The organism is Bacteroidota bacterium (assembly GCA_017303975.1).
In the GTDB taxonomy this organism is placed as follows: domain Bacteria; phylum Bacteroidota; class Bacteroidia; order JAFLBG01; family JAFLBG01; genus JAFLBG01.
In genome coordinates this window covers 1-15,618 of the sequence record JAFLBG010000029.1, presented here as the reverse complement: position 1 = coordinate 15,618, position 15,618 = coordinate 1, and the positions used below count along the sequence as shown (strand labels likewise).

The window sequence follows — 15,618 nt, the reverse complement described above, 5'->3', positions numbered from 1 at the left end:
ATTGAAAAAAGTAATCCATTAAATAACTATCCTCTAGAAATGCTTATACCGCTTAAGTTTACAATACTACACCATATGACATTGAAAAACAAAGAACATTACTTATGAAAGAAAGGATTTACTCAATTCTTAAGTTGTTTTTTCCTTTTGTGTTGGTATATGGTAAACGATTAAAAAAATACATAAGGCGTAGGAGACTTCATAAACAAGAACTGTTAGGAAATGTAGTTTCTCAAAAGCAATTAGAGGAAGATCTTGCGGCAATAGGTTTGCAAAAGGGCGATTCTGTTATAGTTCATAGCAGCTTGCGAAAAATAGGTGTAGTGCAAGGGGGGGCGCAAGCTGTAATTGATGCATTGTTGAATGTACTTACTCCAAATGGAACATTGTTATGTCCAACATCTACAGCTAATAAACTATATAAACATTATTTGGAAGAGAATCCTGTGTTTGATGTTCGCAATACTCCTTCTTTATACGGTACAATTACAGAAACTTTTAGGAAAATGCCTGGGGTAAAGCGAAGTATACATCCCACAGAGTCTGTTGCAGCCAAGGGGCCTTTGGCTTCGTATTTTGTAGAGGAACATTTTAATCAACTTACACCTTATAACGATAAGTCGCCATTCTATAAATTGTGTTTAAAGAATGGAAAGATATTATTGCTTGGTGTAAAAGTTGAAGTCTGTATCAATTTACACGTTGTAGAAGATTTACTTCCTAGTTACATGCCGGATGTTTATTATCCTAAAAACTTTAAGGCAAACGTGATTGATTACGAAGGAGTGCGGCATACAGTTGATACCAAAGTTCATGATCCTAAATATGCTTATATTAGAAAGCCAAATTCGTTACAGCGTTATTTTGATGAGGCAGGAATAATAAAACATGGTAAAATTGGCAATGCAGATGCAATGCTTATTGATGCCAATGAAATGTTGCAATGCATGATTCGGATTTTTAATGAAAGGGGAATTACGATGTATTCTCCCAATGGCATTAGTAAGTAGCAACATGAATATTTATATCACACTTGATTACGAATTGTATTTTGGCACTAAAGTTGGGAGTGCCGAAAAGTGTATGCTTTTCCCAACAAATAGACTTATTGAAATAGCTAAAAAGCATAAGGTGTGCTTTACCTTTTTTGTAGATGCAGGATATTTAGTGAAACTAAAGCAATTAAAGGGAAAATTTAAGCAGTTGGAAAATGATTATGCTTCCGTTACCCATCAAATCAAAAACTTAGTAGCTCTTGGCCATGATGTTCAATTACACGTTCATCCACACTGGGAGGATGCTTATTACAACGGTAGCGAGTGGTCGATGGATGTGAGCAGGTATAAAATTTCCGATTTCTCTGATGAAGAAGCTGAGCAAATAATTTTGAAATATGCAGATGAGCTTTTGCAGGTAACACAAAAACCACTTCATACATTTAGAGCCGGAGGTTGGTGTATACAGCCATTTGCAAAATTTAGAAATGCGTTGAGTAAGATTGGTGTAAAGATAGATTCAACAGTATATAAAGGAGGAAAACAGGTGCTTGCCAATTATAATTATGATTTTACAAATTGCCCAGATATGCACGAATGGAGGTTTTCGAACGATGTAACTGTGGAAGATAAAAATGGCGACTTTCTAGAGCTTCCTATTTATTCGGAAAAGATAGCTCCATTTTTCTTTTGGAAACTTTTTTTGTTGGGAAGGTTAAATCCAAAGGAGCACAAGTCAATAGGAGATGGGTATTCTATTTCTGTAAAAGGCTATAGAAAAAAAATGCTTACACAATTCACTCTTAATTGTGCAAATATTGAAGGATATTTTGCTTCACTGTTAGAAAAGCAGTCTGAAAATGCAGAAAAGAAAGGTGTTGCAAATATGGTTGTAATTGGTCATCCAAAAGCACTAACACATTATTCATTAAAAAAATTGGACGAATATTTGCAAAACAATATTCGCAAATACAACTTTACTACCTTTAGTCAACAATTTTTTAAGTAACATGTGGAAAGTAATTTCTTCTTCCAATATTGATAAAAAGCGCTGGGATAAAGCGATTACAGAGAGTTTTAATTCGAGTGTGTTGGCATTGAGTTGGTATTTAGATAGTACAAATCCTAAATGGCAAGCATTGGTGTTTAATGATTATGAGGCCGTTTTTCCGCTATCGGTGGGGAAAAAATTTGGAGTATCTTATTTATATCAACCACATTTTACCAATTATTTTGATGTTTATACCAGCAATAAAAGTATATACACCAAACTCTTACAAGAAGCATTGGTTAAAATAACTTCTGATTATAAGTTTATAGATGTCAATATTCCTACTGTTGGATACTTGGGTCAAGTAAAGCTTACAGCAAAGCATTCTCAGATGTTGCAGCTTAATCAGTCGCATTCTGATAGCGTGAAGAAATATTCAGAAAATACGGTTCGGAATATAAAGAAAGCTCAAAAGAATATTTTTGCTCTACATACGGCAATTGAGGCGGAAGACTTTGTTCGCTTGTTTAAAAAATATACACATAAAAAGATTAGCGCATACAACTCCAAGGAGTATAAAATGATGATTGAAATTATGAAACAATCTACTGCTAATGGCGTTGGGAAGATTTATGTATTGAAAAAGGAGCAGGAAGTTATTGCAGCTTCGTATTATCTTGTTTGGCAAAACAGAGTCTTGTATTTTAAAGGATTTACAACCGAAGTAGGGAAAAGTATTGGTGCCATGCATTACATCATGGATAAGGTTATTAAAGAGTATCAAAACAAAGATTTTGTTTTAGATTTTGGAGGCTCTAATGTCGATTCTGTTGCTCGATTTAACAAGGGCTTCGGTGCAGTTGATTATACATATTTAAATTTTAAGTATAATAAACTTCCTAGAATAATTTCAGTATTTAAAAAATAAACCAACATTACGGATTAACCTATTTAATTCGTATTTTAAAGTATGGTTACAGTCTTCAATACCCATAATACTATTCTGAATAATTATATAGCAGAAATGCGCGATGTATCTATTCAAAAGGATGCTTTGCGATTTAGAAAAAACATTGAACGCATAGGCCAGTTAATGGCGTATGAGATAAGTAAAAAAATTACATACTCATCTGCGCAAATTACTACTCCTTTGGGCTTAGCAAAAGAGAATGTTATAGCTGAGCAGCCTGTTTTAGCCACTATATTGCGTGCCGGACTGCCTTTTCATTATGGAATGTTGTCTGTGTTTGACAAAGCTGAAAATGCCTTTATTACAGCCTTTAGGAAGTATTCTAGCGAAACTGAATTTAGTGTCGAAATACAATATATGGCATGCCCTGATTTGACTGGGAAAACCTTAATTCTTTGCGACCCAATGTTGGCAAGTGGTTCATCTATGTTTGGGGTGTATGAAAAAATGTTAAAGAATGGGAAGCCGGCAAAAGTGCACATTGCATCAATTATAGCGAGCCAGAAGGCGGTTGACTTTGTATCGTCTAAGTTTGGGACGGATGTAGATATATGGATTGGAGCGGTTGATAAAGAATTGAATTCGCATTCCTATATAGTTCCGGGATTAGGTGATGCCGGAGATTTAGCATTTGGAGAAAAATTATGAACGAGGAACTTTGGAAAATCGTAAGTGTATTTATTCTCAGTGCTATCAAATTTGGAATAGGTGGCGTTCCTGCGGCAATTTTTGCCAAATTTTCTTTTTTTAAATCCGTTACTATTACCACAATTGGTGGTATTACCGGAACCGTTTTTTTTACATATTTAAGCGATTGGCTTATTAAAGGGTTGAAAAAAGTAAAGGATAAAAAGCAAAAAAAAGCAAAGCGGAAGTTTACAAAAACAAACAGAGTAATTGTTTGGACAAAGATGAAATTAGGACTTACAGGAATCGCTGTTATTACACCACTTTTTCTATCTATTCCGCTAGGCTGTTTTATTGCAATGCGCTACTATGAAAATAAGCAGCGTGTAATATTGTACATGTCTGTATCTATATTTATGTATGCAGTTGGGTTGTATTTTTTCTATAAATATATTTATAGCAGCATACTAAGTTTGCTTAGTTAGTTCTCAATTGTAAATTTATATTCGATATATGACATTGCTCTTAGCAAAAAAAAGTAATAAGACACGAGAGTTGAATACCGTTATTGTTAATTCGGTAGATAAGATTAATAGCGATCACTGGAATCTAGTATTAAATGATAGAAATATTTATCTGTCTTTGGCTTACTTGCAGGCTATCGAAAAATCATTAAAAAGAGATATTGCTTTTCGTTATTTGCTTTTTTATAATGCAGCTTCTAAACCTGTTGCTATTGCTGTTGTTCAATGTTTATTGTTTATTGATAAGGGCCGAAAAGAGCACGAACAGTTTTGTTCGGTCCGCAATACAATAAAAGATAAAATAGTAGATCCATTAGGAGCTAAAGTTTTAGTTTGTGGGAATCCCTTTTCGTGTGGAGAAAACGGATTTTTATTCGTTAATGATATTTCTGCTGTTCAAGCATATATAAATCTAGCGAAAGAGTTATTGCTTTTGCAAAAGAGAGAAGAAAAAGAACTTGGCGCTTCTTTAGTTTTAGCTAAAGAGTTCTGGCCTTCTTCTGTTTCCGTAGCAAATGAATTTGAAGGTGTTGGCTTCAAAGGTTTTTTTGCAGATGTAAATATGGTATTAGCATTGTCTGACAGTTGGAAGTCGTTTGATGACTATTTGTTGAGTATGAATACCAAGTTTAGAACAAAAGCTAAAGCGGCCTATAAAAAATCAACGGATGTTGTAGTTAAGGAATTTGAAGCAAAGGATATAATACAATATTCAGCAACTATAAATTACTTGTATGGTCAAGTGTTAGATAAATCGTTATTTAAGTTCGGAGAGCTGAATGCCGATGTGTTTTGCCATCTAAAAAAGGCACTAAAGAAAGATTTTATATTTACCGGATATTTTGTAGAAGAAAACTTGGTTGGTTTTAGTACCGCCTTTATTTCAAATGCTACTTTGGATGCAAACTATGTTGGAATTAATTACAATTTGAATCAAAAGTATGCGTTATACTCCCGAATGTTGTATGATTATGTTGCTTTAGCTATAACAAGAAGATGTAGTCAATTATCTTTTGGTAGAACTGCCGAAGAAATTAAAAGCTCGGTTGGTGCATTACCAGTTAATATGAAGTTGTATATTCGACATAAGAATATACTTACAAATAAATTAGTAAAGTCAATTGTAGGAGCAATAAAGCCTAGTAAATTTGAACTTAGAGCTCCTTTTAAAGTGGCCTAAAGTAAGGAGCGTAGTAAAATACTTAAAAAGAAAAGGTGCAAGAATATTAATTCTTGCACCTTTTCTTTTTAAGTAATAAAAGTATTAGAAAGCAAATCCAATACACAAACCGCCTCTTATTCCAGCAAATGGCGTAGTGATTTTTAACGAGGCTTTGTCTCCAGAAACGCTGCTTGTAGCAGAACCAAACGGAATTTCAATTTCATCCAACTGCTCTTTAAATTCATCCGGGTCTTGCGCTATAACATAACTAGACACTTCACCCGTTATGTTTGATGCTCCGCCATGGAATCCAATTATCCACCAGTCTATAGAAACACGTTCTTTTATTAACCACTGACAGCCAAACATTAATCCTCCACCTATACCAGAAAAAGAAATTTTCATATCCACCGGAATTTTGCTAATACCACTACCAGTTGAGTCCTCAAAAAGGAAAGAAGTTGACATGCTGTATTTAGAATAACGAAGATATGGAGCAATATAAAATCCCTTTGGGGCTTGCTTTTCCTGTTTCTTACCAGGATAGAATCGAAATTCAGGTGTGATGGAAAATCCACTCAACTTCATTTGAGAAAGTGTTCCGCTGCTATCGTTGTCTGTTAAAATTGAAGGTAAACCACGAGAAGGTAAAAATCCAACACCTAGAGCAACTGATATGTTTTTGTGTAAAGCTCTTTCATATTGAAAATTAAAACTTGTTGCACCCAATCCAAAGAGGTTTAGTTTTATAACATTCGGATGGATAGATTTTGGTTTTTCTGTATTCATAACCACTGCAGGAGGAGCCGGCACTGTTGTTGAATCGGTAGCCATTGCCGGTGTTGGCTCTTGCGCCAATGCAGGCAATGCAAGAATAGAAACTAGCAAAAAGGAGTAAACTGTTTTTTTCATAATTAGGGGTGTTTGTTGTTAAAATTAAGTGCGCAAGATACAAAATTATCAGTGCTTCCCACAGGAATGTATTTGATAAAAATAGAAAATGAAGGTGTTTCTTCTGCTAAGAAAATAATTATTTCTAAATAGATATAGAAAAATTTAGCAACACTTTTTGATAATTGCAATACACTCCAATAACTCGTCCTTGGTAATACATAGAGGAGGGGCAAGGCGTATGATTGTTTCGTGAGTTGGTTTGGCAAGCAACCCGTTATTTTTTAAATCAATACAAACGTCCCATGCAGATTTACCTTTTGTGGAATCTATTTCTATGGCTGCCCACAAGCCTTTTGCACGTACTGCTTTTACAAAAGATGATTTTTCCTTTATGTTTTCTAATTCTGCAGTTAAAATTTTTCCAAGCTCTTCGGAGTTTTTATACATTTCTTCTTCTTCCAAAACTTTTATAGCTGCAATCGCTACTTTGCAAGCAACAGGATTTCCGCCATATGTAGAACCATGCTGACCTGGTTTTATGGTAAGCATAATTTCATTAGATGTTAAAACAGCCGAAACAGGATACGTACCACCGGATAGTGCTTTTCCCAAAATCAAAATATCGGGTTTTACTTGTTCATGGTCGCAAGCCAAACGTTTTCCTGTTCTGCCTAGCCCTGATTGAATTTCGTCTGCAATAAATAGTACATTGTATTTTTTGCATATTGCGTAACACGTTTTTAGATATCCTTTATCTGGCACAATTACACCCGCTTCTCCTTGTATTGGTTCTACTAAAAATCCTGCAATGGTTTTGTCGCTTTTTAGCAGCGATTCTAATGCTTCACTATTGTTATATGGAATTTTTAAAATCCCCGGAGTATAGGGCCCAAAATTTGACGTAGAGTCGGCATCTGTAGAAGCTGAGATAATTGAAATCGTTCGCCCATGAAAATTATTTTCACAAACTATAATTTTTGCTTGGTTAGAAGGAACGTTTTTTACCTCATAAGCCCATTTGCGACAAAGCTTTAAGGCTGTTTCAACAGCTTCTGCTCCTGTATTCATTGGTAGCACTTTATCAAAACCAAAATAAGTGGTAATAAATTCTTCGTACTCACCTAACGATGAATTGTAAAAAGCTCTGGATGTTAAACTTAATTTTTTAGTTTGTTCGATAAGTGCATTCACAATTTTAGGGTGCGAGTGCCCTTGATTAACGGCCGAATAAGCAGATAAAAAATCAAAATATTTTTTACCCTCTACATCCCAAACATACACACCTTCTCCTTTTTCTAGAACAACCGGAAGTGGGTGGTAATTGTGAGCACCGTGTTTCTCTTCTAAATTAATATAATAATCGGAGGTTTTATTTTTCATTTGTGTTGCGATTTCCATACATCTAAAATTACTTGCTTACTCGATAGCCATTTATAATCCAAAAATACTGATATTTATTGTGGTTTTGAAATTTAATAGTTAGGCTCCAATGAATACGAAGATTATAGAAAATTTACAAGTAATTGATATTAGCTCGGAAGGCTTGGCTGTGGCTAAACATAATGAGTTGGTTATTTTTATTGCAAATGCGGTACCCGGTGATATTATTGATGTGGAAATTACACGGAAAAAAAATAAGTATGCCGAGGGGAAAGCAATTAAATTTCACTCGTATTCCGAAAAGCGAGCTAACCCGGCTTGCAGCCACTTTGGTGTTTGTGGAGGATGCAAATGGCAAAACATTGATTATAAATACCAATTAGAGTTCAAGCAAAAGCAGGTTGTTGATGCACTTACAAGAATTGGCAAAATTGATATAAAGGAAATAAGGTCAATTAAGCCTTCTGCAAATCATTACAACTATAGAAATAAATTGGAGTTTACTTTTTCAGCAAAAAAGTGGCTTACCAACGAACAAATAAAAAGCGAAGAGAAGTTTGAAAATAGGAATGGTCTTGGATTCCATATTCCACGAATGTTTGATAAGGTGTTGGATATTGACAAGTGTTATTTACAAGACGATTTTTCCAATGATGTAAGGGATACTGTTAAGGAATATGCACTACAAAACAACGTGTCCTTTTATGATATCCGCGAGCAAAAAGGGTTGTTGCGGAATTTGTTGATTCGAAATACAACTATTGGTGAATGGATGGTGGCCGTTGTGTTTTTTGAAAACGAGAAAGAGGTAATTGAAGGATTGATGAATCATTTGAAATCTACTTTTCCGCAAATTACAAGTTTGCTTTACTTTATTAATCATAAAAAGAATGATACTGTTGGCGATTTACCTTTTACTGTGTTTTCTGGCAAAGATCATATTGTAGAAAAATTTGGCGAAATAGAATACAAGATTGGGCCTAAATCTTTTTTTCAAACAAATCCTGTTCAAGCGCATGAAATGTACAAAGCTGTGCTCGATTTAGCTGATTTAAAAGGCAATGAATTGGTATATGACTTATATACAGGAACAGGTTCTATTGCAAATTTCGTTGCTCATAAAGCGCTTGCCGTTGTTGGGATTGAATATGTAAAAGAGGCAACTGATGATGCAAAATACAATTCAGAAATAAATAAAATTACCAACACTTCTTTCTTTGCTGGGGATATGAAAGATATTTTAACAACAGATTTTGTTGCTGCAAATGGAAAGCCAGATGTAATAATTACAGATCCTCCAAGAGCAGGCATGCACGAAGATGTTGTAAATCGTATCAAAGAAATAGTGCCCGATAAAATTGTTTATGTAAGCTGTAATCCTGCTACTCAGGCAAGAGACCTAGCATTGTTAAAAGAGCTGTATGAGGTTGTGTTAATTCAACCGTTCGATATGTTTCCTCATACTACCCATGTTGAGAACATAGCGTTGTTGCATAAAAGATAGTTTGGGTTATTTTCGTGGATGTCGTAACTGTAGTGGGTTGTAAAGGTTATATTTTTGTTTGCGTTTTGCCTTGTAGTTAAAAACGTGCCATAAAAATTGGCACGTTTGGCACGTTATGGCACGTTGGTGTTTTTTAATACATAAAAGGTCCCCTTTCCGGTTACTCCAACGCGGTTTAAAATATTTTTAGTAATTAAATCAGACAACTCTCTTGCAGCTGTACGATGAGAAACATTAAACAGGGCTTGGTATTCTGAATTTGTAATGCGACTATGCTTTTTTACATAATTAATCACTTCTACTTGGCGATTTTTTAACGGTTCAGGAGTATTATAATGTTTTGTAAATGGCTCGTTTAAAGAAACTGCATTTTCAAAACTGGGATTATAAATATTTTCTTTAGGGCGTCTAAAAATTACATAAAATCCACCTTCCGCTTCTTTTATTTCTGGCATTGGAAGTTTTGATTTTTCGCATGCATCCATTATACGTTTTATACCGCTTCCAATTCTTTCTACTTCTCCCATATCATAAAAAGCTTGAGCTATTAGTTTGTTTCTAGGATTGGAGCTGTGCTCATTATTAAGTAAATCTTTTATGGTAATATTATAGGGGAGTTTGCCCGGATTCCAAATACTCATGTGGTCATCAAATATTTTAATTTGAATATCTGCATTATGAACATAGTCTCTGTGGCAAATAGCATTTACAACCGCTTCGCGTATTGCATCAAGAGGATATTCCCATATTTCATCTCTTTGTGGCTTTCCTGTAATAATATATTGTACCCTTAAATTTTTTCTAATGGCTGCTATTGTTGGTTCAATTATGTTGAATAAAGGTTGTTCTATAAAATTATCGTCTATAATTGTTGTATCGCCCTTAAAACGCACTATTCTTATTGCCGTGGCGGGTAGGGCGTGTCTATTTTTCTTAAACAATAAAAAGGCGGCCCATGTTACCTTTCCCTTAGCTAGTAGTTTTAGCTTTTGAAGTGTTTCAATAATACTTCCGGTGCCAGCTAAATTGCGCCTTCCTGATAATTTTATTCTCGCAAAAAATTGCTTGACAAAATTTAGATTTATATCCGATAGCTCAACATCGGCTGCTAAAAAGGTATCCCAACTATTATGGGTAGTTTGTAAATGCAAATCTGCAATCTCTTTCGCATTAAGCTGTTTGTTGCTACTGGTTACTCTAAGATAACAGCGACCATTACAACTAACAGGTTTTATGGGATATGGAGCTATTTCGATGGCAACCACTGATTTGCCCTTTGTCTTAAACTCTAGTAAGGATGGAATAAGCCTAGGTTCGGTAGTTTGCCCAATTTGATTAAGCCATTCTTGTAGTGTTTCTTTCCCAAGCTGTACTCCTTTAACTTCGCCATTATTTGTTACCCCTATCAGAATAACACCTCCATTGCGATTAGCCATAGCCGATAGCGTTTCGCTAATCTCTTGCTTATTGAAACTTTGTTTAAACTCTACTGTTTCGCTTTCGCCTTGTGTTATAAGTTTACGAATATTCATTGGTTAAATATACTAGTTTTTGAATATATGTTTTTTAAAGGGTTGTTAAATGTGTTTTCTGTGAGCAGTGAGAGGCAAGCCTATACTCCTTTGTTAGTAAAGATTCTAGCGCCTCACCACTGTTTTGAGGCACTACGATAATTAAATTTTATTTAACCACACTTCATAACTTGTTTTTGAACTAATTATTTCTTCAACTGCAAAAAACGCGCAAAAAGGGCCGTTTTTGCAGTTAAGGTTTTGAAATCCCGCCTGCCATAGCTTAGGCTTGCATGAAGACCGGCAGGTTCAAAGAATTGTTGCAAAACTTTTGTGGAGTGTGCGGTGTGCCGTCCAGCGTTAAAAACGAACTATAGAAACATCCTCGTTACAAACGAGGATGAGGTGGGGGAATTTACCTGATAGCGGATCAACCGATTTAAATCTACCCAATCTCTTATCATAAATCCTCATACCATAATCTTGTTGACCTTCGACTTCAGCATCGTCAAGCTTTCCGTTGAAAGAGAATTTATATGTAGAAGCGTTGAAGTTTCTGCCCGGCATGGATTGTCCGAAACTATAATAATCATTTGAACTAATCACATCAGGTTTCCAAAAATTCACTAATCTGACACTTTTGTAATACTTCCTTTGTCAATGTAATTAACACCCTTGACTCTACATTCATAATTATATGTATCATCTTTTACCCCAATAATTTTAACAAAATACTTTTCTCCGATATTTTGCTTTATTGTTACAATTGTTGTTTCAAGCAATTCTAAAACATATTCACATTCTGAAGTCCATTCAATCTTATATTTTGAAGTCCCAAAAGGAGCTTTTTCATATTGATAGTTTCCTTTCCTTTCCAATTCAATACGAAATGTATCAGCATAGATTTCAAATTTACCTGCTCTAAATTTTTTACAGGATAAATTCTGACTATATGCTGAGTTGATTATTAGCAGTATTAAACCCAAAAAAATAATTATCCTTTTCATTAGTTATAATATTATAGTTTCCCCAGTAATTTTAATATTATTATAGTTATTCCACCACCTATACTAAAAATTCCGGCTGCCCAACCTTTCATATCTCCTCCTTGTGAATCACCTTCCATTTTAGTTGGATTTTTCAATACAAATCTAATAATCCAAATTCCAAAAGCTATCCACAAGAGAGCACCAACATAACTTTGTAGTAAAAAATACTCTAAATATTCTCCCATAATTTCTATTCCCCTTTAGGCTCTTTGGGATTTTCCGTTGCGTTATCTTTATAGGTATCTAAAAGTTTATCATTGGTTATTTTCACAGCCTCTTTTGTTGATTTTGAAACGCCTTTAACTAAATCAACAGACTTATCTAATGTTTTTCCTGCACCTAAAGATAGCCCTCTAATAAAAGTGTTTTTTAAAGCTGTTTTACTATCCTTATTTTTGAAATCAAGCCCAGTTTTCATTATGTCAGACATAATAGATAACCCTTCCCCAAGAGGAGCTCCAATAACAGTAGCCTTAAACAATGTTCCGGTATTATCAATAACATCAGCTCCCTTTAACATTCCGGCTTCTCCCTCATAAGAGGCATTATCATTATATGCCTCTATACTTCCTTTAGGTAAGGCTTTATCAAGAGAATACAAAAAGTTTTCTGTCTTCTGCCCGAAGCTTTGTCCCTTTGCTTGCCCAACAACCTCAATAGGACTTGTCAACATTTCTTGAGTTTTTCCATTATCTAAATTGTGAACTACCGTTAATACTCTTTCATCACCTTTTTTGCCAACATCATAAGCGGTGTTAACACTTTGTTGTGTTTTCCCATCTGAATTTTTCCACTGTTTAATCGTAAACATAATTGCTTCCAACCCATCCATATCTATTGCTTGAATAGGAGTATTAGATGCAAATTGATAAGGTGTTAACATAGCAAACTTCTTTGTCAGTGGGTCAACCGATTTAAACCTCGCCAACCTTTTGTCATAGATACGGAACCCATAATCTTGTTGTCCTTCAACTTCAGCATCATCAAGCTTTCCGTTAAATGAGTAGTTATATGTAGAAGAGTTAAAACTTCTACCCGGCATATTCATACCAAAAGAGTAATACTCTATTGCTATAAAGTTGATGTTGGTTTTTGAATCTACTTTCAAATTTCTACCGATTTTCTCTGTTCTAAATTTAGCCTTTTTCTAGTTCCTTTGAAATTTCAAAGAATTAGTGAAATTCGTTTGTGGATTCTCCCGGGAGCAGTTTTTTAAAGAGTATGAATTAGCTACGAATAAAGCACTCGTAAATACAGCTCAACTTGTAAATGGATTTTATTGGGTAACGGTTAAAACGTCAAGCGATGTTTTAACAAGAAAAATTTTAGTAGCTCATTAGATTTAAGAAATAGAGCAAGTTTATTTGCCGGAAAATTCAATTCCAACTTCTTTCTCTATACTGTCTTTTATGTGGTTGGTATATTTTTCACGGTAGAAAAAACGTTTCTTTTTTTCGTCATACGATATTAGAGCAATTGGAAAATCCATGTAATAGGAATCAATTTTTTCCTTTGAAACGGGTATTAACTCTAAGTCAATAGCATATTCAAATAGAAAATCATCTTTTACTTTCAATGCTTTGGGAATAACGGTGGAAATCGAAATAAGTCGAGGATAAAACCCTTCTTTATTTACCTCAACAGTATAGTGGCGTTCTCTTTTAAGGATTATTTTTTCTACTAATACGGAATTTTCTATTTCAGAATCAAGCGTATTGTTTTCGTACAATTTTATTTTTGCACCTAATATTTTGCGCTCTTTGTTTAGCAACGAAATTTTAATTGCTAAACAATTTTCGTTAGAATCAATATCAAGTATTGTAGTTTGACTAAAAGCAGCACTAGCAAGCGCAATCAAGGGGAGTAAGATTAGTATTAATCGAGCACCCCAACTATTAGCAGTACACATTTTATTTAGATTTTAGTTGAATTAAACCTACAAACCATTTTCTGCCTTTTTTTGCCCACCAATAAATAGTTATTAAAGTCGAATTGTGAATAAGTGCGATTTGATATCTAACTTATAATTTTTATTTCTTGAACTTTTCGGAAGCTATTCCTCTTATTTGCACAACTATCTTTTATCTAGTATCTTACTGTTACAACAAATATGATATGCTAAAAGTATTAAAATTCGGTGGAACATCCGTTGGTTCCACAGAGCGAATGAAGTCTGTAGCCAATCTAATTAACGATGCACAGCCCAAAATAGTTGTTTTGTCTGCCATGTCAGGTACCACAAATTTTTTGGTTGATATTGCAAATCTACTATATGAAAAGAAGCATGCACAGGCAAAGGAATTAATCAATGAATTGGAAACCAAATATTCTCAAGTTGTACTTGAGTTATATAAAAAACAAGAAAATGTTGAGAAAGGAAATGAGTTAGTAAAGAATCATTTCGACTATTTACGTTCTTTTACCTTAGATTTATTTACTATTCATGAAGAGCGAGTTATTGTTGCGCAAGGAGAATTATTATCTACAGCATTATTTCACTTTTATTTAGGTGAAATTGGTGTTGATTCGGTATTGTTGCCTGCACTTAATTTTATGCGGATTGATGAGAATGAAGAACCAGACTTAGAATACATTGAAAAATATTTAAAGTTTGAGTTAAATAAATATCCTGGCAAAAGTTTATTCATTACCCAAGGTTATATATGCCGAAATTCGTTTGGACAGATTGATAATTTAAAGAGAGGAGGAAGTGATTATACTGCAACGCTTGTTGGTGCAGCGCTTCGTTCCGATGAAATACAAATTTGGACGGACATTGATGGCATGCATAATAACGACCCAAGGGTAGTTGATAAAACAAGACCCGTAACAGAGCTCTCGTTTGATGAAGCTGCTGAGTTGGCGTATTTTGGGGCTAAAATCTTGCATCCTACTTGTGTATTACCTGCACAAAAAAGAAAAGTTCCTGTTAGATTATTAAATACTATGCAGCCTAAGGCTCAAGGGACATTAATAACAGAACATGCTAAAGGTTCTGCTATAAAGGCTGTAGCAGCAAAAGATGGAATTACAGCCATTAAAATAAAATCGGGACGAATGCTTTTGGCGTATGGTTTTTTAAAAACAGTATTCGAGGTTTTTGAAAGATACAAAACTCCAATTGATATGATTACTACATCGGAGGTGGCTGTGTCGCTAACAATTGATAATTCTTTACACTTAGATAAAATAGTGGAAGATTTGCAAAAATTTGGTTTTGTTGAAGTTGATAAAGAGCAAACCATTGTATGTATTGTTGGCGATTTTTCGGCAAGTTCACAAGGGTATGCATCGAAAGTATTCGACTCACTTAAGCACATTCCAATTCGAATGATATCCTACGGAGGAAGTAAACACAATATTTCTATTTTAGTTGATTCGAAGTTGAAAAAAGATACTCTTGTTGCCTTAAATAACGGATTGTTCGATTTTACTTCTTTAAAAGAGGTTGTTTAACTAGTTTGCCATGAGCCCACATTTCAATTTACCTTCTGCAATTTTACAGCAAAATAAAACACCGTTTTATTTTTACAATACATTGCTATTAGAGCAAACACTTCAATTGATTGTTCAGGAAGCCAGTAAGTATAAATACGCTGTGCATTATGCTCTAAAAGCTAATTCAAACAACAAGATACTAGACATAATAAATAAACACGGTTTAGGTGCTGATTGTGTAAGTGGAAATGAAGTTAAAAAGGCAATTGAAATTGGGTTTGGCTCATCACATGTGGTATTTGCAGGCGTTGGTAAGTCGGACGATGAAATAAATTTTGCACTTGACCAAAATATTTTTTGTTTCAATTGTGAGTCTATTCAGGAGATAGAAGTTATAAATCAGTTGGCTGAAAACAAAGGTAAGATAGCACCAATAGCTTTACGCATCAATCCCAATGTGGATGCACGCACCCATCATTACATTACTACTGGGCTTGAAGAGAATAAATTTGGTATAAATAGGTGGGAGCTGAAAAGTGTTATGGAACTTATAAATAAACTAAAAGCCGTAAA

The 15,618-nt window shown here is 34.4% G+C and carries 19 protein-coding genes; 11 read left to right on the top strand and 8 right to left on the bottom strand.

All coding sequences use genetic code 11. From position 1 onward, the window contains the following. Positions 1-104: 104 nt before the first annotated feature. The 6 genes from J0M08_10120 to J0M08_10095 are packed head-to-tail and all read left to right on the top strand — an operon-like array spanning position 105 to position 5,287. A complete protein-coding gene (locus tag J0M08_10120; GenBank protein MBN8703411.1) occupies positions 105-1,010 on the top strand; it encodes an AAC(3) family N-acetyltransferase in 906 nt (301 codons plus the stop codon). Further along, positions 994-2,004, top strand: coding sequence for a polysaccharide deacetylase family protein (locus J0M08_10115; GenBank protein MBN8703410.1), 1,011 nt, complete (start codon positions 994-996; stop codon positions 2,002-2,004). Before J0M08_10120 ends, J0M08_10115 begins: the two co-directional genes overlap by 17 nt. A gap of 1 nt (position 2,005) precedes the next feature. After that, positions 2,006-2,914, top strand: a complete 909-nt coding sequence (locus J0M08_10110) for a GNAT family N-acetyltransferase (protein MBN8703409.1) — start codon at positions 2,006-2,008, stop codon at positions 2,912-2,914. Positions 2,915-2,956: 42 nt separating this feature from the next. Beyond that, positions 2,957-3,604, top strand: a complete 648-nt coding sequence (upp, locus tag J0M08_10105; GenBank protein MBN8703408.1) for a uracil phosphoribosyltransferase — start codon at positions 2,957-2,959, stop codon at positions 3,602-3,604. After that, positions 3,601-4,068, top strand: coding sequence for a hypothetical protein (locus J0M08_10100; GenBank protein MBN8703407.1), 468 nt, complete (start codon positions 3,601-3,603; stop codon positions 4,066-4,068). Before upp ends, J0M08_10100 begins: the two co-directional genes overlap by 4 nt. A gap of 28 nt (positions 4,069-4,096) precedes the next feature. Beyond that, positions 4,097-5,287, top strand: coding sequence for a hypothetical protein (locus tag J0M08_10095; GenBank protein MBN8703406.1), 1,191 nt, complete (start codon positions 4,097-4,099; stop codon positions 5,285-5,287). A gap of 84 nt (positions 5,288-5,371) precedes the next feature. Here the strand turns inward: J0M08_10095 and J0M08_10090 are convergent, their stop codons facing one another. Continuing rightward, on the bottom strand, positions 5,372-6,181 hold the full coding sequence (locus tag J0M08_10090; GenBank protein ID MBN8703405.1) for a DUF3575 domain-containing protein: 810 nt from the start codon (positions 6,179-6,181) through the stop codon (positions 5,372-5,374). 12 nt (positions 6,182-6,193) lie between these two features. Between J0M08_10090 and J0M08_10085 the strand changes: the two genes are divergently transcribed. Further along, positions 6,194-6,313, top strand: a complete 120-nt coding sequence (locus J0M08_10085) for a T9SS type A sorting domain-containing protein (GenBank protein ID MBN8703404.1) — start codon at positions 6,194-6,196, stop codon at positions 6,311-6,313. 12 nt (positions 6,314-6,325) lie between these two features. Here the strand turns inward: J0M08_10085 and rocD are convergent, their stop codons facing one another. Beyond that, the gene (rocD, locus tag J0M08_10080) at positions 6,326-7,543 is read right to left on the bottom strand and encodes an ornithine--oxo-acid transaminase (protein ID MBN8703403.1); all 1,218 of its coding nucleotides are present in this window, start codon (positions 7,541-7,543) and stop codon (positions 6,326-6,328) included. Between the two features lie 109 nt (positions 7,544-7,652). Here rocD and rlmD point away from each other — a divergent pair, with 109 nt between their 5' ends. Beyond that, entirely contained in the window at positions 7,653-9,047 is a 1,395-nt protein-coding gene (gene rlmD / locus J0M08_10075; protein MBN8703402.1) for a 23S rRNA (uracil(1939)-C(5))-methyltransferase RlmD, read from the top strand. Between the two features lie 113 nt (positions 9,048-9,160). On the opposite strand, the gene J0M08_10070 is transcribed toward rlmD, so the two are convergent. From J0M08_10070 to J0M08_10050, 5 genes are all read right to left on the bottom strand, one after another. Then, positions 9,161-10,579, bottom strand: a complete 1,419-nt coding sequence (locus tag J0M08_10070; GenBank protein MBN8703401.1) for a putative DNA binding domain-containing protein — start codon at positions 10,577-10,579, stop codon at positions 9,161-9,163. 339 nt (positions 10,580-10,918) lie between these two features. Next, positions 10,919-11,185 carry a hypothetical protein gene (locus J0M08_10065; protein ID MBN8703400.1) on the bottom strand — a complete coding sequence of 89 codons (267 nt, stop codon included), beginning with the start codon at positions 11,183-11,185 and terminating at the stop codon, positions 10,919-10,921. After that, positions 11,185-11,565 carry a hypothetical protein gene (locus J0M08_10060; GenBank protein MBN8703399.1) on the bottom strand — a complete coding sequence of 127 codons (381 nt, stop codon included), beginning with the start codon at positions 11,563-11,565 and terminating at the stop codon, positions 11,185-11,187. The genes J0M08_10065 and J0M08_10060 overlap by 1 nt, the downstream gene beginning before the upstream one ends. An 11-nt stretch (positions 11,566-11,576) precedes the next feature. Continuing rightward, positions 11,577-11,792, bottom strand: coding sequence for a hypothetical protein (locus J0M08_10055; GenBank protein ID MBN8703398.1), 216 nt, complete (start codon positions 11,790-11,792; stop codon positions 11,577-11,579). A gap of 5 nt (positions 11,793-11,797) precedes the next feature. Further along, positions 11,798-12,715: a hypothetical protein gene (locus J0M08_10050; GenBank protein ID MBN8703397.1), complete on the bottom strand. Its 918-nt coding sequence runs from the start codon at positions 12,713-12,715 to the stop codon at positions 11,798-11,800. A gap of 67 nt (positions 12,716-12,782) precedes the next feature. Here J0M08_10050 and J0M08_10045 point away from each other — a divergent pair, with 67 nt between their 5' ends. Next, on the top strand, positions 12,783-12,947 hold the full coding sequence (locus tag J0M08_10045; GenBank protein MBN8703396.1) for a hypothetical protein: 165 nt from the start codon (positions 12,783-12,785) through the stop codon (positions 12,945-12,947). 20 nt (positions 12,948-12,967) lie between these two features. On the opposite strand, the gene J0M08_10040 is transcribed toward J0M08_10045, so the two are convergent. Beyond that, positions 12,968-13,516, bottom strand: coding sequence for a hypothetical protein (locus J0M08_10040; protein ID MBN8703395.1), 549 nt, complete (start codon positions 13,514-13,516; stop codon positions 12,968-12,970). Between the two features lie 206 nt (positions 13,517-13,722). Between J0M08_10040 and J0M08_10035 the strand changes: the two genes are divergently transcribed. Next, the gene (locus tag J0M08_10035; GenBank protein MBN8703394.1) at positions 13,723-15,063 is read left to right on the top strand and encodes an aspartate kinase; all 1,341 of its coding nucleotides are present in this window, start codon (positions 13,723-13,725) and stop codon (positions 15,061-15,063) included. A gap of 10 nt (positions 15,064-15,073) precedes the next feature. Beyond that, positions 15,074-15,618, top strand: a 545-nt coding sequence (locus J0M08_10030) for a diaminopimelate decarboxylase (protein MBN8703393.1), incomplete at its 3' end; no start/stop codon positions are given.